The sequence below is a fragment of the Kribbella sp. NPDC051952 genome, assembly GCF_040680855.1.
Taxonomy (GTDB): Bacteria; Actinomycetota; Actinomycetes; order Propionibacteriales; family Kribbellaceae; genus Kribbella.
The window spans coordinates 245,401-263,739 of the sequence record NZ_JBFAXQ010000002.1 but is presented as its reverse complement, the minus strand read 5'-3'; the positions used below and the strand labels follow the sequence as shown (position 1 = coordinate 263,739).

Annotated in this window: 15 protein-coding genes; 8 read left to right on the top strand and 7 right to left on the bottom strand. The window is 68.5% G+C overall.

The window, feature by feature from the left end:
- Window positions 1–37 precede the first annotated feature (37 nt).
- The gene (locus AB0L70_RS05920; RefSeq protein WP_363680480.1) at window positions 38–775 is read left to right on the top strand and encodes a DUF4386 domain-containing protein; all 738 of its coding nucleotides are present in this window, start codon (window positions 38–40) and stop codon (window positions 773–775) included.
- Here AB0L70_RS05920 and AB0L70_RS05915 read toward each other — a convergent pair.
- A complete protein-coding gene (locus AB0L70_RS05915) occupies window positions 741–1,193 on the bottom strand; it encodes a MarR family winged helix-turn-helix transcriptional regulator (RefSeq protein WP_363680478.1) in 453 nt (150 codons plus the stop codon). The genes AB0L70_RS05920 and AB0L70_RS05915 overlap by 35 nt on opposite strands.
- Before the next feature lie 80 nt (window positions 1,194–1,273).
- On the opposite strand from AB0L70_RS05915, the gene AB0L70_RS05910 reads away from it, so the two are divergent.
- The gene (locus AB0L70_RS05910) at window positions 1,274–1,930 is read left to right on the top strand and encodes a hypothetical protein (protein ID WP_363680476.1); all 657 of its coding nucleotides are present in this window, start codon (window positions 1,274–1,276) and stop codon (window positions 1,928–1,930) included.
- Here the strand turns inward: AB0L70_RS05910 and AB0L70_RS05905 are convergent.
- The 6 genes from AB0L70_RS05905 to AB0L70_RS05880 all read right to left on the bottom strand — a co-directional run bounded on the left by AB0L70_RS05905 (window position 1,927) and on the right by AB0L70_RS05880 (window position 9,071).
- Complete coding sequence (locus AB0L70_RS05905) at window positions 1,927–3,720, bottom strand: bifunctional metallophosphatase/5'-nucleotidase (protein WP_363680474.1); 1,794 nt, start codon at window positions 3,718–3,720, stop codon at window positions 1,927–1,929. The genes AB0L70_RS05910 and AB0L70_RS05905 overlap by 4 nt on opposite strands.
- 130 nt (window positions 3,721–3,850) lie before the next feature.
- Entirely contained in the window at window positions 3,851–5,017 is a 1,167-nt protein-coding gene (locus tag AB0L70_RS05900) for an ROK family transcriptional regulator (protein ID WP_363680472.1), read from the bottom strand.
- Window positions 5,018–5,056: 39 nt separating this feature from the next.
- Window positions 5,057–6,031, bottom strand: a complete 975-nt coding sequence (locus AB0L70_RS05895) for an alpha/beta hydrolase (protein WP_363680470.1) — start codon at window positions 6,029–6,031, stop codon at window positions 5,057–5,059.
- Window positions 6,032–6,137: 106 nt separating this feature from the next.
- Window positions 6,138–7,268: a helix-turn-helix domain-containing protein gene (locus AB0L70_RS05890; RefSeq protein WP_363680468.1), complete on the bottom strand. Its 1,131-nt coding sequence runs from the start codon at window positions 7,266–7,268 to the stop codon at window positions 6,138–6,140.
- A 47-nt stretch (window positions 7,269–7,315) separates the two neighbouring features.
- The gene (locus AB0L70_RS05885) at window positions 7,316–8,266 is read right to left on the bottom strand and encodes a helix-turn-helix transcriptional regulator (RefSeq protein ID WP_363680466.1); all 951 of its coding nucleotides are present in this window, start codon (window positions 8,264–8,266) and stop codon (window positions 7,316–7,318) included.
- The gene (locus tag AB0L70_RS05880) at window positions 8,253–9,071 is read right to left on the bottom strand and encodes a LuxR C-terminal-related transcriptional regulator (RefSeq protein ID WP_363680464.1); all 819 of its coding nucleotides are present in this window, start codon (window positions 9,069–9,071) and stop codon (window positions 8,253–8,255) included. Before AB0L70_RS05880 ends, AB0L70_RS05885 begins: the two co-directional genes overlap by 14 nt.
- Before the next feature lie 135 nt (window positions 9,072–9,206).
- Here AB0L70_RS05880 and AB0L70_RS05875 point away from each other — a divergent pair, with 135 nt between their 5' ends.
- From AB0L70_RS05875 to AB0L70_RS05850, 6 genes are all read left to right on the top strand, one after another.
- Window positions 9,207–13,169 (top strand): S8 family serine peptidase, encoded by a 3,963-nt coding sequence (locus tag AB0L70_RS05875; protein ID WP_363680462.1) that lies wholly within the window; start codon window positions 9,207–9,209, stop codon window positions 13,167–13,169.
- Between the two features lie 193 nt (window positions 13,170–13,362).
- Window positions 13,363–14,592, top strand: a complete 1,230-nt coding sequence (locus AB0L70_RS05870) for a thiolase family protein (protein ID WP_363680460.1) — start codon at window positions 13,363–13,365, stop codon at window positions 14,590–14,592.
- A gap of 3 nt (window positions 14,593–14,595) precedes the next feature.
- A complete protein-coding gene (locus tag AB0L70_RS05865; RefSeq protein ID WP_363680458.1) occupies window positions 14,596–16,149 on the top strand; it encodes an AMP-binding protein in 1,554 nt (517 codons plus the stop codon).
- 13 nt (window positions 16,150–16,162) lie between these two features.
- The gene (locus tag AB0L70_RS05860; RefSeq protein WP_363680457.1) at window positions 16,163–17,014 is read left to right on the top strand and encodes an SDR family oxidoreductase; all 852 of its coding nucleotides are present in this window, start codon (window positions 16,163–16,165) and stop codon (window positions 17,012–17,014) included.
- Entirely contained in the window at window positions 17,011–17,700 is a 690-nt protein-coding gene (locus tag AB0L70_RS05855) for an SDR family oxidoreductase (RefSeq protein ID WP_363680456.1), read from the top strand. The genes AB0L70_RS05860 and AB0L70_RS05855 overlap by 4 nt, the downstream gene beginning before the upstream one ends.
- A complete protein-coding gene (locus AB0L70_RS05850; protein ID WP_363680455.1) occupies window positions 17,701–18,333 on the top strand; it encodes a GNAT family protein in 633 nt (210 codons plus the stop codon). It begins immediately after the preceding gene.
- The last annotated feature ends 6 nt before the right edge of the window (window positions 18,334–18,339 follow it).

Genomic DNA, 18,339 nt, shown 5'->3' with positions numbered 1-18,339 from the left:
TAAGTACGACAGCGCGACACGAGTGAGAGGCACCACCATGGCCACAACCGCACTACCACCGCTCTCGGGCGACCGCGGCGTCGTACTCATCGAAACCCGGACAGGCTCCCGGATGTGGGCGTCCCGACTGATCGGCGCGCTGTTCCTGGCCGGGTTCCTGATCTACGGCGCAGGCTCGATCCTGATGAACTCGGTCGTCGGTACGCCGGACTTCCTGGCCGGCGTCGGCGCGAAGGAGACCACGCTCGCCCTCGGCGCCTTCCTGATGATCGCGACCACCGCGGTCGACATCGGCAAGGCCGTCTTCTTCTTCCCGATCCTCGAGCCCCACGGCAAACGCACTGCGGTGGCCTACCTGGCCACGATGGTGTTCGAGATGGCGATGATGACTGTCGGCGTACTAACGCTGCTCTTGATCATCCCGCTCGCCGATCAGGCCGACAGCGGGCGGCTGGACTCCACCGTTGCCCAAGCATTCGGATCGATCGCGGTCGACGCGAACGAGATGGCGTATCAGATCGGCCAGCTGTCCCTTGCGTTCGGAGCCCTGTTCCTGTGCGCACTGCTGTACCGCACCGGCCTGGTCCCCAAGTGGCTGGCAGCCTGGGGCATTGCCGGCTACGCGCTGCACTTTGTCGGCGCCGGCGCCGAGATCTTCGGCGCTCCGATCAGCCTGGTCCTCCTCATCCCCGGCGGGATCTTCGAGGTGACGCTGGCGATCTGGCTGCTGATCAAGGGGTTCACCCCGCGAGCAGTTTCACCATCAATGCGATGAACTGACGGCGCTGCGCGCTGGTCAGCGGTTCGAGCACCTGCTCCTGGATCCCGTCGAGAACGCCGTCGAGTTCCAGGAGTTGTTCGACGCCCGCCGGGGTGATGGTCACGACGTTGCGGCGCTTGTGGTCGGGGTCGACGGACCGCACGACGAGCCGACGTGACTCGAGCTCGGACAGCGCCGCGGTCACGTCGCTGCGATCGATTCCGGTCCCGCGGCCCAGGTCGGCCTGGCTGGCGGGTCCGAATTCCTCCAGCGCGGCCAGCAGCCGGTAGTGGTAGCTGCGAAGCCCGCTGCCGTGCGCCTCGAACCCGGCGGCGAGGAGTCCGGACGAGCGGGCGAAGGTCCGGCTGATGAGCCAGGTCGGACGATCCTTCACCCGCTCGGGAGTGCGGCTCGGAGGGTGCGCTGTCGGCATGTGGAGACGATAGCAGTTGTTGGTACGGCCAACACTCGCTATGTTGGTCGTACCAACACTAAGACTCCTAGGAGACCTCCATGGACGGACCAACCGCCGGCGGACGGGTTCTGGTCATCGGCAGAAGCCCGCAGGTGATCCTCGACGCGGCCGACATCCTGCGAAGCAAGGGCTTCCAGGCCGATGCGACCAACCAGTTCGACGAAGTGCTGACGGCGTACGACACCACCGGCCTCGATGTCGTGGTGTTCGGAGGGATGGTTCCGGCGGACACCAAGCAGTACCTCAGAGACGAGATCGCCAAGGGCAACGACCAGGTCACCTTCGTGCAGGGGCTCGCTGGAATCGCAGGCCTCATCGCCGCTCAGGTTGAGGGTGCGACCTCGACAGGCCGAGCCGACGGTGTCACCTATGACGCGGAGAATCGGACGGTCCAGCTCACCGTGCGGGAACCGGTCCGGGTGGTCGTGGAGGCTTGGTGGGGTACCTCCTTCACGCCACCCGAACCGAAGAGCACCTCAAGGCGCGTGGTCGACGCCAACTTCGAGGCAGGGGAGTACACCTTCGAGCTTCCCGCCGAAGTCCCAGCCGTAGCGTCGTTCGTGACCGTCGCCGTTGGGCCGGCCGTCCACGCCTTCACGGTTGGCGCGATGCCCGATGCAGTGCGGCGCCTGGTTCCAACCGGCGCCCAACCGCCCGCGCTCCCGCCGGTCCGAGCCGTCGCGACACACCACTAGACCGGGCGGGCGCGGCCGAGTGGCGCGGGTGTGAGGACAGGGTTGGCGCGGAGGTACGCGATGAAGCCTTCGTGGTCACGGTCGTTGCGGACCGGGTCGGTGAAGCCGGTGAAGACCTGGGTCCCGTCTCCGCCGATCAAGGTGTAGGCCAGCGCTGCGACGCGGTACTTCCGGTTGAGATCGAGCGGCTTGCCGTTGATCCGGACAGCGGCAGGATCGACCCTCTGACCGATCGGCTTGCTCGTGTCGTAGCTGTAGCTGACGTTGTGTGACACCGCGAACGGCGCGAACTTCTCGGTACCGTTGGCCTGTGGGACCCACTGCGCCTCGAGGGCGGCGTGCAACTGCGTGCCAGGCAGGGTCACGGTCAGCACCGGGTTGCCGTAGCCGAAGGCGTTCCAGGCTTCGCCGAAGAGAACGGTGCCGTCGGCATCGGCGGGGTCGGTGCCCTTGGCAAACAGCAGGTCACCGGTCAGCGCGTTCGAGCCGGAGACCGGCTTGACCGAGATGAGGGCGAGGTCGGCGCGGCCGTCGCGGTGCTGGTTGGCGTCCCAGTAGGCGAAGTCGGCGGCCAGGTTGCCCATCGTGCTCTCGCCGGACGCGTTCGGCGTACGGGTGAAGTCGCCGGTGATCCGGGCCAGCGGTGTGGCGTACCGCTTCTTGCCTTGCGCACTCCAGTAGTCCGCGATGTCCTGGAGTTCCTCGTCGACCGGGACGTCGCGGGTGTTGGCGTGGTTGGTGGAGGTGGTGAGCTCGCGGATGACCGCTCCGGTGTGCGGGTCGAGCTTCAGGTTGATCTCGTTGATCAGCGAACCGTGGTTGCCGGCCTCGACCACCGGCCGCGGTACGCCGTTCGGGTCCGGCACCATCATGTTGAACCGGCAGTGCCAGTGGCCGGTGACGATCGCGGCGATGTCCGGAGACGCGTTCGCGGCGAGCTGGAAGACCGGCCCGGACGGGTTCGTGCCGGCGTTGTAGTCGTTGCCGGCGACACCGCCGTCGTGGATGTTGATGACGATCGCGTTGATACCGCGCTTCTTCAGCTGGGCGGCCAGTTTGTTGGCCTGCTCGAGGTCCGACACCGACCGCAGGCCAGGCTGGTACGACGTGGATCCCACCTCGGTGCCGACCAGGGTCAGGTGGATGAAGGCGATCGGCAACTTCCGGCCGTGGCCGACGTCGACCCACTCGATGTTGTACGGCGGCAGGATGGTCCGGCCGGACTGCGCGTGCACGATGTTCGCCGTGTAGAAGCGGAAGTTCGCGCCACGGAAGCGGTGCCCGGTGGAGTCGACGAAATTGTCGTCGCGGCCGCTGACCGGGTACGGCTTGCCGTGCTCCATGTGATCGATCAGGAAGCCGACGGACTGGTCGAGTTCGTGGTTGCCGACGGTGCTGAACTGCAGCCCCATCGCGTTCAGCGCCTCGACGGTCGGTTCGTTGGCGTGGGCATCGACCTCGAACGGCCAGCCGGAGAAGTTGTCGCCGGAGGAGAAGAAGATCGAGTTCCGGTGCCCCTCGCGCAGTCGCTTCAGGTGCGTCGCCATGTACCCGACGCCGCCGACGGTCACCTGGACCCCGCCGGCGCCGGTGATCACGCTGCCCTGGCTCGGCGTCGTCGGCTGCAGGTATCCGTGCAGGTCGGTGATGTTGAGCAGCTGAACGTCGACGTACCCGGAGGCATTGTCGAGGGCGGCAGGCGTGGCGTACGCGATGTCGCCGACGGCGGCGGCGGTCGCGACTGCTCCGGTGGCGGTGAGGAACGTCCGGCGGCGGATCCGTCTGTTCACTGCAGACCTACTTCCTGAGGGAGGGGGCGCGCATTATTGCCTCTTCCCGACATTATTAGCCGCCGGTACGGACATCCGTCAATCGCCTGCTGAACAAAGATCGATCAGCAGGCGAACGGCGCCGGCGAGTTCAGATGCTGCGGGCTGTGAGCACCGGAAGCGATCCGCGGGTGGGTGTGAGCAGCCGCTCGTCCACCGCATCCAGCGCGAGGCAAGCCGCGCCGATGGCGACGCAGACGTCGCCGAGGGACGAGGCGCGCAGTTCGGGAACGCGCGGACAGAGTCGGGCCAGCTCGGCGGCGAGCGGCTCCATCAGTACGTCGGCCGCCTGCGAGAACGTCCCGCCGAGCACGAGTAGCCGAGGGTCGACGATGGCGATCGCGGTTGCGGCGGCAACCGCCATGGCGCGTGCATACCGTCGTACGGCGGTCTGCGCGGCCCGATCGCGTTCCCGGGCCGCGGCGAACGTACGCTCGGCCCTGTCGGCGATGGGAACCTCCGGGGGAGCCGCATCATGCAGATACTTGATAGCGGCCTCCCACGCGACGGTCCGGAGCGCCGACATGTCCGCGGCGGCACCTTGTGCGCCTCGCCGCAGTCGCCCGTCGAGTACCAACGCCAGTCCGGTACGACGGCCTGCGTGCAGCAGCACCATGTCTGCCACGTCTGCTGCCGCGCCGCGGCGTTGCTCGGCCAGGGCGGCGAGTTGACTGTCGTTGTCCGCAACGGCGAGCCGCGCGGATCCCCGGGTGAAGTGCTCGGTCAGGTCGACGCCGGCCCAGTCGGGGATCGCGTTGGCCCGCACGACGATGCCGTCCGCACCTACCAGTCCGGTGGTGCCTGCGCCGACGGCCCAGAGACGGCTCGCGGCGAGTCCCGCGTCACGGAGGCAGTCAGCAACGACTTGATCGGCGATCGTCAGTCGATCGCGCCGCGGTGTTTCCGGGGTGACGGTCAGCCGGGCGCTCGCGTGAATCTGGCCGCCGAGGTCGGACAGCACACCGCGCACGGAGTAGGCGCCGATGTCCAGACCGACGACGTACCCCGCCTCGGCACGGAACCGATAGCTACGCGCCGGCCGGCCGCGGCCGCGGATGGCGGGCTCGCTCTCCGCCAGCCAGCGGCGGGTCACCAGGCTGGACAGGACTTCTTCGACGGCGGTGCGTCCGAGTCCACTGTGCTCGACGATCTCGGCGACGCGCAGCTCGCCGGCTGACCGCACGGCGGCAAGCACAGCCCGTTCGTTGAGCTGGCGCAGCCGGGACTGATCGCCGGCCTCCGACATCGTCGACACCATGATCGGCCAGCTTAGTCGCCAGGTTAGTCGGGGGTCCCTTCAGTTGCCGGCGAGGCGGCTGCTCAGGAACTCGAGGATCTCGGCCCGGGCCGGCTTGGCCTGCGGGACAACGGACGGCATGCTCAGGAACGCGTGCGTTGCGCCTTGGTACTCGGTCAGCAAGGCCGGCGTACCGGCGTCCCGCAGCCGCTTCGCGTACTGACGGGCCTGGTCGGAGACGGGGTCGAAGGTCGGCACGATCATCAGCGCCGGTGCCAGCCGGCTGAGGTCGTCGGCCTGCAAGGGAGACACGCCACGAGGGTCCGTGCCGTCGGGTACGGCGAGGCGGCAGAACAGCTCCATCTGTGTCGTCGTGAGCGTCGGACTGTCGCCGTACTTGGTCATCGAGGGCAGGTCGTGCAATGCGGGTGTGAGGTCGAGGCAGGCGTTGACGAGGACCTGGGCGTGGAGCTCCAGGCCGGACTCTCGCGCCCGGACCGCGGCCAGCGCGGCGACCAGCCCGCCGGTGCTTTCGCCGAACACCGCGACCCGGGCGGTGTCGATTCCCCAGTCCGCGGCGTTCTCGACGACAGTCTGGAGGACATCCCAGCCGTCGTCGACCGCAGCGGTGATCGGTACGTCGTGCGCGAGCAGCCGGTGTTCGACGGAGACCACGACTGCCGGCAGTTGGGCGGCGAGGTGGCTGTTGACCCAGTCGCTCTGGGCCGCCGTACCGACGAATCCGCCGCCGTGAATGTGGATGACCAGGGGCAGCGCGCTGCCTTTCTCGCGGGCCGGCCGGTACACCCGTACGGGCAATGTGCGGCCGGGAAGCGTCAGCTCGCGCCATTCGATGCCGGCGCCGCGGTCGGGGAAGCCGGTGATCAGCCGGGCCAGCTTGGACTTCCGCTTGCGGTTCTCGGCGGTCCGGAGGTCGGCGAGCTGCTCGGGCGTGATCGTTTCCCAGTCGGGTTCCTTGCCCAGGGCATGCATGACTCGGATGCCGAGCGGCGGCCTGTCGATGACCGCGGCCATGGTTCCTCCAAAGGTGGGGATGGTGAGACTCCACGAGCATCCGTCACCCCGGGCCGCGCTCGCTACGAACGCAGGTCCAACGCCGCGGCCGCCGGTTGGTAGCCAGCTACGAGGCAGACAGTGCGAGTGCGAGCGCGAGCTCCACGATCGTGTCGGTGTCCTGCAGCGAGCGCCCGGTCAGTTCCTCGAAGCGCGACAGCCGGTACCGCAGCGTGTTGACGTGGACGTGCAACGCCGAGGCGGTGAGCGGGATGCTCCGCTCATGTGCGAGGTAGCTGCGCAGCGCCTCGACCACCTGCTCACCGAACGGTCCCGTGGCGTGCAGCGGCTCGAGGTAGCGCGCTCGGAGGAGCTCACCCAGGTCACCCCGGGTCGGGACGGCCAGGCGCCAGCCAAGCGTCTCGACGGTGTGGACGCCGTCACGGTGGTGCAGTGCCGCGGCGGCCAGGACGTGCTGAGCGGTCTGGTACGACGCGGCAAGTCGGTCCACCGGCACCGCAGGACCGACCGCGACAAGCTGATCCGGCACCGGCTTCGGAAGGTCCGCGATCAGCCCCACCAGACAGTCGTGCGACGGCGCCATCAGGACGTCGTCGCCGTACCGCTCGGACAGCAGCCGTTGGGTCAGCTCGATGGTCTGCTCGTCAGTCGGCGCAGTGCAGAACGCCCGGTACGCCGTGTCCCGGCGGAGGCGGTAGACGGTGTAGCCGCGTTCCAGTTGCGTCGTGTCGAGCTCGCCACCGAGCGCACCGGCGAGCCACTCGTCGCGCCGGCGTTGATCAGCCACCGCGTGCGCCAGCCCGAGTTGGTGGTAGTCGGCCGCCGCCCGCGCCGAGAAGAGGTCGCTCAGCTTCCAGACGAGCGAGGTCAGGGCGACGACGTCGGATCCGGCGACGCCGTGCTCGGTCGCGAGCTCGACCAGCCGGCGCTGGATGGTCCAGATCGTGATCCGGAAGCCCGACAGAATGTCTTCGATGGGTACGCCGACCTCGAGTCGCTCGACGGTCGCTCGCTCGGCCTCCCACAGCTCGTCGGCCGGTGGCACCTCGCCGATCGCGAGAGTGCGGCACACCCGGGCCCGGATCCGCCGGATGCTGGCCACGATCTGCTCCCGCTCGACCGCGTCGTAGCTCGGGATCTCACTACGCACCCGCTCGAGGATCGGCTCGACGACCCCGTCGTCATCCTCCAGCACGGACACCAGCCCGACCACTCGCCCCGGGACCCCGTCAACCATGCCCTCATCTTGCCCCAATCCGCCGTACGACGGCATCCGAACCAGGCTCAGGTCGCGGTCCACAACCCGGGCCTGTCTGGGTTGCGCACGCGCAGTGCGGCGCGTACGCCGGCCTGGAAGCGGGTCTCCACGCCCAGACGGTCGATCAGCGAGCCGATCCTGCGGTGCGCGGTGCGCTGGCTCACGCCGAGTTGCCTGGCGATGGCCTGATCGGTCAGCCCGGCGAGCAGGAGGGCGATCAGGCGCTCGTCGTCGACGCCGCCCTGGCGTCCCGGCGTACGGCGGATGCCGGACGCCGGGACCTCGACGGCGACCGCACGCTGCCAGAGCTGCTCGAAGAGGTCACCGAGGGCGTCGAGCAACGTCGAGGGATGGACGACGACGATGCCCTCCTCGTGTCGCAACGGGAGGATCGCGAGACGGTCGTCGTACATCATCAGGTTCACCGGCAGCGCGGGGAGCAGGCGGACCTGCTCGAAGTTGCCCTGGGCATCGATCTCGGTGCCGTGGTAGATGATGCGACGCTTCGGTGTCTCCGCGGCGACGGGCGGCAGAGAGTCCCCCAAGCACCGGATCTCGCTCCAGGCGCCGTACCGCAGGGACTGCAGCCGTTGCCGGATCGCGGGACCGTCGGTGACGACCTCGACGATGGAGTCCGATCCGGTGCGCGCGAGTTGATCCCGGTACACGGCGAGGACACGGTCGATGGACTGCCGGGCAGTGCACAGTCGCTGCTCGGCGAGCAGGAGCAGGTTGCGCAGCGCGGTCTCCGGCGGAACCGCGGCGTACGTCGGATCGCCGGAACCTGACCGCCGGACCAAGCCCTTCGCGCCGAGATCATCCAGGGTCGAGCGCAGGTCCGCCGGTTCAACCCAGTCGTCCGAAAGCTGGCCAACGGTGGACGGCAGCCGATCGACGAGCAACTCGTAAGCGTCGGCCTCTGCCCGGCTGAGGCCGAGCACCTCGAGCTCCCGGGCCGCATCGTCAGCGGGCCGCATCCGCACTGCCCCCCGACTCGGTGAGCCAGCCGCGGCGAACGGCCTGATAGCCGGCCTGGAATCTCGTTGGTGCGTCGAGGCGGCGCATCATCGCCCGGATCCGACGGTGGACGGTGCGCTCGTGCAGACCGAGGCTGTCCGCGATCGTACGGTCGGTATGCCCGGCGGTCAGGAGGGACAGCAGGGTCCGGTCGGTCTCGCTGGGCGCGTCGTCCTGATCCGCACGCCCAGGCGATTCCTGCCTGATGTGCAACGGCACACCGCGCTCCCAGTACAGCTCGAACAGCCCGGACAACGCCGCGACCAGGACAGGGTCATGGATCACCAGCCAGGCGTCCAGGTCCACCGGATCGCTGTGCAGCGGCACCATCGCGGCGGCCTCACCGAGCAGGAGTTTGAACGACACGTCGGTGACCCGTGCTTCCTCACCGACGACAATTCCGCGTTCGATCCCGGGCGTACGGCCGGGCAGGCCCACGGCGCGCCGGTCGTACAGGACCCGGTACCGCAGCCCTTGGCCGAGCAGCGTCAGCTCCTCGTCGTTGTCGACCATCGGGTCCGCGAGGTACGGCGGAGCGTCGATCCCACGCATCTCGGTCCGGGCGGTGCGGTACAGCTCCCGGAACCGGGCCTGGATCGCCGCTCGGCCGCGCACGATCTCGACCGGCCCCGGCGGATCGACGGGGCCGGCCGTCTGGCGGTACCGAATCGTCAGTTGCCGGATCCGTTGCCGCGCAACGTCCAGGGACCGTTCCTGCGCGTCCGTGGTGAGTCCGAGCGCTTGCAGGACGGGATCGATCGTCATCCGCGTTCCTTCCTCAGGTACCACCGATTAGTTGCCAATGGCGTGAATCCGGCGACCGGATTCGTTCTCTGACGATCGAGGCGATGCGATTGTCAGGAGGACATCCGTCCCTCCCTCCGCCTCCTGGAGCACCGCATGAGAAGAACGCCTTGGCCACCACCACGAAGGTCGGCGGCGATCCTTGCCGTCCTCGTGATGGCGGCCGGCCTGACACCCACCGCCTCCACCCCTGCCGGTGCGAGCACCCGATCAGTCAGTACGCCGGCCAAAGCAGCCGGCGAGCTGGTCGAGCTGACGGGCCTGACATCCGGCTCGCACACCGTCACCCTGATCACCGGAGACCGGGTCAAGCTGACCGGGTCGGGTGGCCACTACGGACTCGCCGTCGAGGCCGCACGTCGTGGCGAGGGGCCCCCGGTTTCGTTCGCGACCCAGGCCGGACCCGACGGGGTCTTCGTCATCCCGACCGATGCGGCTCCCGCCGTACGGGCCGGAACGCTGGACCGGCGGCTCTTCGACGTCAAGTACCTGGCCGAGAACGGTTATGCGGACGACGCGGTCAAGCAGGTTCCGTTGATCGTCCAGTACCCGGCGAACCGTCCGGCGGCCGCGATCCGGTCAGCCGCTGACGCGCTGCCGGCCAGTACGCCGACCCGCGATCTCCACAGCATCCACGGCTCGGCGCTCGAGGTCCCCAAGGCTCAGGCCGGGAAGTTCTGGTCCGGGGTACGGGGCACGACCGCAGCGCCGGGTGGCACCTCGGCATTGTCCGCGGGAGTGACCAAGATCTGGCTGGACCAGAAGGTCCAAGCGGACCTGGACGTGAGCGTGCCCCTGATCGGCGCGCCCACCGCCTGGCAGGCCGGGCAGGACGGCAAGGGCGTGAAGGTGGCGATCCTGGACACCGGCGTGGATGCGACCCATCCCGACCTGGCCGGCCGGATCGCCGAGTCGAAGTCGTTCATCGACGGGGGCAGTGCCGTCGACGGGAACGGGCACGGCACCCACGTGGCGTCGACGATCGCCGGGTCGGGAGCCGCATCCGGCGGGAAGTACAAGGGCGTCGCGCCGGGTGCTTCCCTGGTGATCGGGAAGGTCCTCGACGACAACGGAGACGCGCAGGAGTCCTGGATCCTCGAAGGCATGCAGTGGGCGGCGACCAGCGGCGCCAAGGTGGTCAGCATGAGCCTCGGCACCAAGAGTCCGAGTGACGGCCATGACCCGCTCAGTCAGGCTGTCGAAGACCTGACCGCCGCGACCGGCACCCTGTTCGTGATCGCGGCGGGCAACACCGGGCCTGGCGTCTCGACAGTGGTGTCGCCGGGCGCGGCCGCATCGGCGCTCACGGTGGCGGCCACCGACAAGTCCGACGGACTGGCCGAGTTCTCGAGTCGCGGCCCGACCCTCGACTCCGCGCTCAAGCCGGACATCGCAGCACCGGGCGTAGACATCGTTGCGGCCCGCGCCGCGGGTACCAATCTCGGTACGCCGGTCGGCGACGGCTACACCACCCTGTCGGGTACGTCGATGGCGACGCCGCACGTGGCCGGCTCGGCCGCGATCCTCGCTGAGCGGCACCCGGACTGGAAGGCCGAACAGCTCAAGGCCGCGTTGATGAGCACGGCCAAGGACGACGGCTTCACGGTGTACGAGCAGGGCTCGGGACGCGTGGACATCGGCCGCGCCGACACCCAGCAGGTGTTCGCGACCACCGCGAACCTCGGCTACGGATCCGTCGACGCCGGACAGGCGCCGGCCGGCAAAGAGCTCAGTTACACCAATATCGGCGACCAGGCCGTGACCCTGCAGCTTGTTTCCCACCTCACCTCCGCCTCCGGGCAGAGCGTGCCCGGCGCGTTGACAGTTGCCCAGAGCATCGTCGTACCGGCGCACGGAACGGCAGGCACCACCGTCACGCTCGCAGCTGCCGATCTCCCCGTCGGGAGGTACTCCGGTGCGGTCACAGCCACGGCCGACGGCGTGCAGCTGAGAACTCCGGTCGGGCTCGTCCGGGAGCCCCCGAAGGTGACGCTGACGATCCGCACCCTGGGCCTCGACGGAAAGCCGGTGCCACCGAAGTCGACCAGCATCTTCGACGTCACCGGCGACGGCGGAGCAGTCGACGGCGGTCTTCAGGAGGTGTCACCCGGGGTCAGTCAGGTGCGGGTCCCTGCCGGGGCCTACAGCGTCGTACAGGGCCTCGACGGAATCGACGCTTCCTACCGGCCGATGTACCTGCTGCTGACGAATCCCGAGGTCACGGTGACGGGGGACACCAAGATCACCCTGGACGCACGAACCGCTCAGGAGCTGACGTTCAGTACGCCGAAGCCGGCCGAACCGATGCCCGGGCAGGGCACCTCGAGCCTCTGGCTGGAGCGAACCACGCTCGACGGCATCACGGTCGCGAACGGCGTCGTCTCGGCACCGTTCGTGCGGCAGTTCGCCACGCCGACCCGGAAGGTCAGCAGAGGGTCGTTCCTGCTGACCAGTGCCAGGGCGTACGGCCAGCCGGAGGCCACTCTGACGATGCTGGGCAGGCATCCGATCGCCCTGCATCCGGTGATCGATCCACATGTCGGCGAGGAGTCCGGCGGCTTCTACACCAAGTACCTGTCGTTCCAGGGCACCAAGGCGTTCGACGTCGTCGACGTCGGCACCGGCCGGCCGGACGAGCTCGCCGGAAAGAACCTGCGAGGCAAGCTGGCGTTGCTCGACGACGACCGCGTCTGCGCGCTGCGAATGGATCGGATCCACAACCTCCGTGACGCCGGCGCGGCAGGAATCCTGGCCTGGCCGTCCGGCGAGCCGGGCAGCTGCCTGGGCGGGCCGACCATCCCCGAGTCACCGGTGCCGACCGACCTGGATCAGTCGACCGACATCGGCATTCCCTACCTGTCCGTGCCGCCGGGAGAGGCCCGCGCACTCGCCGACCGGCTGACCCACGAGCGGGTGCAGATCAAGGTGACCGGGGTTCCGCAGAAGGACACCGCCTACAGCTATCAACTGTTCGCGTCCGAGAAGGGGCGTGTGCCGGCCTCGCTGCACTACCGGATGACTGAGCGAAATCTCGCCGACGTCAGCATGGACCTGCACGCCTCGACACCGAACAACGTGATCGTGGAGGAGTCGGTCTTCAACCGGACCCAGCTGATCCAGCCGATCTCCAGCCTCCCGCCGGTGCAGGCGCCGACCACCCGTCACCAGTACGTCGGACCGCTGTACGACGATGTGATCCACCGACGGCAACTGACCCCGCAGGACCTGAGCCTGCCGGCCTGGTGGTCGTTCGACGTCTTCGACCGTCCGGTGCGGGTCACCGAGCGGCGTGGCACCGGGGTGGTCACTCCGGGCGCCGTCACCGCTCCTGACAGCGTGTACGCGGTACCACGTCCTGGCGTGCCGGCCTTGTCCCAGAACGTCTTCGCGGTCTGTGCGCTGTGCCGTCAGGGCGACAACTTCTACCCGTTGTTCGTCCGCGCCAACGGTGCGCAGCAGTTCGACGGTTCCGGCTTCTCCCCGGACACCACCCATCTGTACGCGAACGGCAAGGAGATCCCGATCGGAGCTCCGAAGCCCGGGGTCGTCGGCTACACACTGCCGAAGGAGAGCGCGAACTACCGGTTGACCATCGACGACCTGAACACTACGGCTGCCTGGACGTTCTCCTCCGGCACGGTCACCAAGGACGTGAAAAAACCTGGATACGTCTGCGTAGAAACGGTTCTGAGCAGGTCGACCGTACCTTGCCGGCCGGAGCCGCTCGTGTTCGCCGCCTACGACCTCGGCGCAAGTCAGGCACCGGACAACACGGTCCGCGCGGGCGGTGCGCACACCTTCCAGGTGCGCGTCTACCACTCGCCTGGCGCGGTGCAGCAGCCGAAGATCGCCGGGGCCAGACTCTGGTACAGCACCGACGACGGCACCCACTGGCAGCGGGCACTGCTGGTGCCCGGCAAGGACGGCCGGTTCACCGCGACCGCCGTCTATCCCCGCCGGACCGCGACGTCCGGAGCGGTCAGCTTGCGGATCGAGGCGTGGGACGCGAGCGGCAACCGGCTCGACCAGACCACGCGGCGGGCTTTCGACCTGCGCTGACAAACCGTCCCACGGGACCCCAGACCCGCCGGGGCCGGCCTTCTCAGGTTGGAGGCCGGCCCCGGCGGGCTCAATTCGTAGCGACGTACGAAGCGGTCGGGTTGGCGTTGGAGGTGGGTTCGTAGCGAGGGGTACGGCGTTCGACGGATGCTCGGGGGAGTCTCATCCACACCATCAGTTGCCGGGAGTCGTTATGACTGGAGAGCGGGTCTGGGTTGCCGGCGTCGGCATGACGACGTTCGGTGTCCATTACGAGCTGACGAATCACGACCTCGCCGGCTGGGCCGTTCGCAGTGCGTTGTCCGACGCCGGTGCCGGCGTCACCTCGGTCGACGCGGCGTTCTTCGGGACCGCGGCGCACGGGTTCCTCGAACGCCAGGCGATGGTGTCGGGCCAGATCGCCCTGCGGGGGATGGGATTCGAGTCGATCCCGGTCCACAACGTCGAGAACGCGTGTGCCACCGGCGCGTCCGCGTTCGGCCTTGCGGTCACGCAGGTTCGGGCCGGCGACGCGGATGTCGCTCTCGCGGTCGGCGCCGAGAAGATGCATGTCGGCGATCCGACCCGCACGATGGAGCTGTTCGACACGGCGTACGACGTCTCCGATCCGGCCGCTCTGGTCCGCACCTTGAAGGAGCTGGGCGGCGAGCCCGATGGCGAGGATCCGGGTCGCCGATCGATCTTCATGGACATCTACGCAGCGCTCGCTCGCAATCACATGCGGCTGTACGGCACCACGCAGGCCCAGCTCGCCGCGGTGGCGGCGAAGAACCACGCGCACGCGACGGACAACGCGCGGGCACACTTCCGTACGGCGATGACGATCGCGGACGTGCTGCGAGCCCGGAAGCTGTCCCACCCGCTCACCGTTCCGATGTGTGCGCCGGTCACCGACGGCGCGGCAGCCGTTGTCGTGTGCAACGACAGCGGATTACGGCGGCTCGGCTCGGACCGGCCGATCGAGGTCCTCGCGGCGATGGTGGGAAGTGGCGCTGACCACGATCCGGCGTCGTTCGACCAGCACATCACCCGGCAGGTCGCGGGGCGCGCCTACGAACGAGCCGGCCTCGGACCCGAGGACGTCGACGTCGCCGAGGTCCACGACGCGACAGCGTTCGGTGAGGTGCTGCAGACCGAGCTGCTCGGACTGGTGCCTCCCGGCGAGGGTGGTCCGGCGGCGTGGCGGGGAGAGACGACGCTGGGCGGCCGGATCCCCGTCAACCCGTCCGGAGGGCTGGAGTCCAAGGGACATCCGCTGGCCGCGACCGGGCTGGGACAGGTCTTCGAGTTGACCGAGCAGTTACGGGGTGAGGCCGGTTCGCGGCAGGTCCCGGGGGCTCGGATCGCCCTTGCGGAGAACGGCGGGGGATTCCATCTCGGCGAAGAGGCCGTTGCCTCCGTCATCATTCTGGGGAGCCGCTGAACCATGGCAGTCATCGACTTCTTCGACCGTGGCTGGCGGATCGACCCGACAGCCGTCGCCTACCGCTCGGACGCCGAGGCCTGGACGTACGACCAGGCCGGCCGGATGTCGTGCCGGATCGCCAACGGCCTGCTCGGGGCAGGCGTCGTACGCGAGACCAAGGTGGCTGTCCTCGCACCGAACGCACCGCTGGCCTGGATCTGCGTGCTCGGGATCTGGCGGGCAGGTGGCGCGTGGGTGCCGCTCAACCCGAACCATCCGGTCCAGGAGACCGCAGCGCTGCTAGAGCGCTTCGACGTGGAGTTGCTGCTGTACGACTCCTCGCTGTCGGATCAGGTCGACGTACTCCGCAAGCGACTCGAGCACGTGGTCTTCATTGCCCTCGGCCACGGCACCGAGGACTTCGACTTCGGATCGTGGGTTGCCGAGTTCTCCGACGCGCCTCCGGACATCTCGTACGCGATGGACGACGTCGTGGCCATCGCGCCGACCGGCGGGACGACCGGGGCTCCGAAGGGCGTGATGAACACGCACCGCACGTTGTCGACGATGGTCGCCCATCAGTTGCTGGCGCTGTCCTATCCGGAAGGCGCGGACATCGTGAACCTGGCGGCGGCGCCGATGACGCACACGGCCGGACTTCTCAGCCTGCAGACCACGGCGCGTGGCGGCACTGTGGTGATCGTACCGCGGGCGACGCCGGGCCACATTTTGTCGGCGATCGAGGACTTCGGGGTCACCGAGGTGTTCCTGCCGCCGACGGTGATCTACCGGCTGCTCGACGTACTGGAGGACCGCGAGTCCGATACCTCGTCGCTGCGCTATCTGATCTACGGCGCCGCACCGATGTCGGTCGAGAAGCTGCGACAGGGGATCGCGCGGCTCGGGCCGGTGTTCGTCGAGGGCTACGGGCAGATGGAGGCACCGGCGGCGATCAGCTTCCTTCGCCCGATGGAGCATCTGGACACCGGGGGACTACTGAACGAGTCGCGGCTGTCGTCCTGTGGGCGACCGTACCCACTCGTGTCGGTCATGGTGCAGGACCCGCTGACCGGGGTGGAGACCGCGCCGGGCGAGACCGGGGAGATCTGCGTACGGGGCGAGCTGGTCATGAAGGGTTACTACCGGGACCCGGAGCGAACCGCCGACGTGATCCGGGACGGCTGGCTGCACACCGGCGACCTCGGTCATCTCGACCAGGACGGCTACCTGTACCTGACCGGCCGGTTGAAGGACCTGATCATCACCGGTGGGTTCAACGTGTATCCGAGCGAGGTCGAGCAGATCATCTGGGGCCATCCCGCCGTCGAGGACTGCGCGGTCGTCGGTGCGCCCGACGACGACTGGGGTGAGCGGGTCACTGCCGTGGTCGAGCTCAAGCCCGGTCTCTCCGTGGCCGCCGACGAGTTGAAACTCCGCTGCCGCGAGGCACTCGGACCGGTGCGGGCGCCGAAGGACATCGTCTTCGTCGACCGGCTCCCGCGCAGCGTGAACGGGAAGGTCCTGAAGAAGGACGTCCGCGCCACGTTCTGGGCCGACCACGACCGAGCCATCTGAAAGGACAGAAATTATGAATGAGACGAAGGGGCGGCTGCTCGACGGCAAGGTTGCCGTCGTGATGGGGGCCGGCTCGATCGCCGAAGGATGGGGGAACGGGAAGGCGACCGCCGTCACGTTCGCGCGAGAAGGTGCCGCGGTCGTCTGCGTCGACGTGAACGAGGACGCCGCCGAGGAAACGGCCGCGATCATCACGGCCGAAGGCGGTCAGGCGATCGCACTCCGGGCCGACGTGACCAGTCGTAACGACGTTCTCGCGGTGTTCACCCGCGTCGGTGTGGAGTACGGGCAGATCGATGTCCTCGACAACAATGTCGGCATCGGTACCCTCGGCGGCGTCGTCGAGACCTCGCGGGCCGACTGGGAACGGGTGCTCGGCGTGAACGTCAAGAGCGCCTATCTGGCCATGCAACAGGCGATCCCGATGATGCAGGCCGCCGGCGGCGGTTCGATCGTCAACATCTCGTCGGTCACCTCGTTGCGGTACAGCGGCATCCCCTACATCTCGTACGCCTCGTCGAAGGCCGCACTGAACCAACTGACGAAGGTGACCGCGGCCCGGTACGCCGAGGACGGGATTCGCGTGAATGCCGTCGTACCCGGGCTGATGAAGACGCCGATGATCTCGGCGCACACAGGAGTCGTCGACGCGTACGCGTCCGGAGATGTGGAGGAGATGTGGCGTCGCCGGGCGCGCCAGGTACCGATGGGCCGGATGGGTGACGCCTGGGACGTCGCGAACGCCGCCTTGTTCCTGGCCGGTCCCGAGTCCCGCCGCATCACCGGCGTCGAGCTCGTGGTCGACGGTGGTATGACGCTGTGCTGGTCGGAACCGAAGCAGACCGCTGGGGAGGACGTCGCATGAAGCGACTCGACGGAAAGATCGCCGTGGTGACCGGAGCAGGGTCAGGTACGGCGGGCTGGGGCCGGCAACTGGCCGTCACGTTCGGACGGGAGGGGGCGTACGTCGTCTGCGTCGACGCCGACCGGACTGCGGCCGAGGAGACGGCTGACCTGATCATCGGAGCGGGCAGCGCTGGGATCGCGCTGTCCGCGGATGCGACGTACGACGAGGAGCTGGCCGACGTGTTCAGCCAGATCGCGGTCGATCATGGCCGGCTTGACGTACTCGGCAATGCACTCTGCTCGACCGGTGGCGGCGATGTCGTCGCGACGTCGGAGGACGAGTGGGATCTCGCGATGGCGGTGAACGTCACGAGTGCCTTCCTCGCCATGAAGCACGCGGTGCCGCTGATGTGCCGGGCCGGTGGATCGATCGTCAACGTCTCGTCGGTCGGATCCATCCGGTACGACGGCCCGGACGTCGCAGGCGCGGCCTCGAAGGCGGCGCTGAACCACCTGACCCGAGTGACGGCGGCCGAGTACGCGCCGCAGCAGATCCGGGTGAACGCGGTGCTGCCGGACAGATGGGCCGCACCTGAGGATGTCGCGAACGCTGCCTTGTTCTTCGCGGGCGACGCGTCGGCTTTCGTGACCGGTGTCGAACTGGTCGTCGACGCCGGCGCGACCCTCTGCGCGGGAGGCGACTGAATGTCCGCGGCACCGTTTTCGGCCGGGTTCGTCTGGCCCGTGCTCGAGGGGCAGCTGGTGCGGCTCGAGCCGCTCGGACATCGGCACGCGGGGGATCTCGCGGTCGCGTGTGAAGAGGACCGGCGGTCCTACCTGTTCACCCGGGTGCCGGTGGCTGCGGACGTTCCGGCGTACGTCGATGGTCAGCTCGGGAAGGCGGCTGCCGGGAAGCTGGCGCCGTACGCCGTGGTCGACCGGGAATCCGGGCGCGCGGTCGGGGTGACGGCGTACTGCGATCCGCGGACGTGGCCCGACGGTCGTGGTCATAGCGCGGTGGAGATCGGGTTCACCTGGATGGCCGCGTCGGCGCAGGGCCGTGGGTTCAACACCGACGCGAAGTTGCAGCTGTTCGAGTTCGCCTTCAGCACGCTCGGCGTGAACCGGGTCGACCTGATGACCGACGCCCGCAACCTGCGTTGCCGCGCGGCGATCGAGAAGGTGGGCGCAACCTTCGAAGGCGTACTGCGCAGCTGGTCGAGATCGTGGATGCCGGGCGAGGACGCACTGCTGCGGGACACGGCCGTGTATTCCGTCCTCAACACGGAGTGGCCGGACCGACGGGCAGCGCTCACCGCACGACTCATGACTGTTTGAAGAAGG

Excerpts from the sequence above, each read along its gene's own strand:
- AB0L70_RS05885 (WP_363680466.1), bottom strand. The coding sequence starts at position 8,266 with ATGCGGCCCGCTGACGATGCGGCCCGGGAGCTCGAGGTGCTCGGCCTC.
- AB0L70_RS05875 (WP_363680462.1), top strand. The coding sequence starts at position 9,207 with ATGAGAAGAACGCCTTGGCCACCACCACGAAGGTCGGCGGCGATCCTT.
- AB0L70_RS05870 (WP_363680460.1), top strand. The coding sequence starts at position 13,363 with ATGACTGGAGAGCGGGTCTGGGTTGCCGGCGTCGGCATGACGACGTTC.
- AB0L70_RS05865 (WP_363680458.1), top strand. The coding sequence starts at position 14,596 with ATGGCAGTCATCGACTTCTTCGACCGTGGCTGGCGGATCGACCCGACA.
- AB0L70_RS05860 (WP_363680457.1), top strand. The coding sequence starts at position 16,163 with ATGAATGAGACGAAGGGGCGGCTGCTCGACGGCAAGGTTGCCGTCGTG.
- AB0L70_RS05850 (WP_363680455.1), top strand. The coding sequence starts at position 17,701 with ATGTCCGCGGCACCGTTTTCGGCCGGGTTCGTCTGGCCCGTGCTCGAG.
- AB0L70_RS05880 (WP_363680464.1), bottom strand. The coding sequence starts at position 9,071 with ATGACGATCGATCCCGTCCTGCAAGCGCTCGGACTCACCACGGACGCG.
- AB0L70_RS05855 (WP_363680456.1), top strand. The coding sequence starts at position 17,011 with ATGAAGCGACTCGACGGAAAGATCGCCGTGGTGACCGGAGCAGGGTCA.
- AB0L70_RS05915 (WP_363680478.1), bottom strand. The coding sequence starts at position 1,193 with ATGCCGACAGCGCACCCTCCGAGCCGCACTCCCGAGCGGGTGAAGGAT.
- AB0L70_RS05910 (WP_363680476.1), top strand. The coding sequence starts at position 1,274 with ATGGACGGACCAACCGCCGGCGGACGGGTTCTGGTCATCGGCAGAAGC.
- AB0L70_RS05890 (WP_363680468.1), bottom strand. The coding sequence starts at position 7,268 with ATGGTTGACGGGGTCCCGGGGCGAGTGGTCGGGCTGGTGTCCGTGCTG.
- AB0L70_RS05920 (WP_363680480.1), top strand. The coding sequence starts at position 38 with ATGGCCACAACCGCACTACCACCGCTCTCGGGCGACCGCGGCGTCGTA.
- AB0L70_RS05900 (WP_363680472.1), bottom strand. The coding sequence starts at position 5,017 with ATGGTGTCGACGATGTCGGAGGCCGGCGATCAGTCCCGGCTGCGCCAG.
- AB0L70_RS05895 (WP_363680470.1), bottom strand. The coding sequence starts at position 6,031 with ATGGCCGCGGTCATCGACAGGCCGCCGCTCGGCATCCGAGTCATGCAT.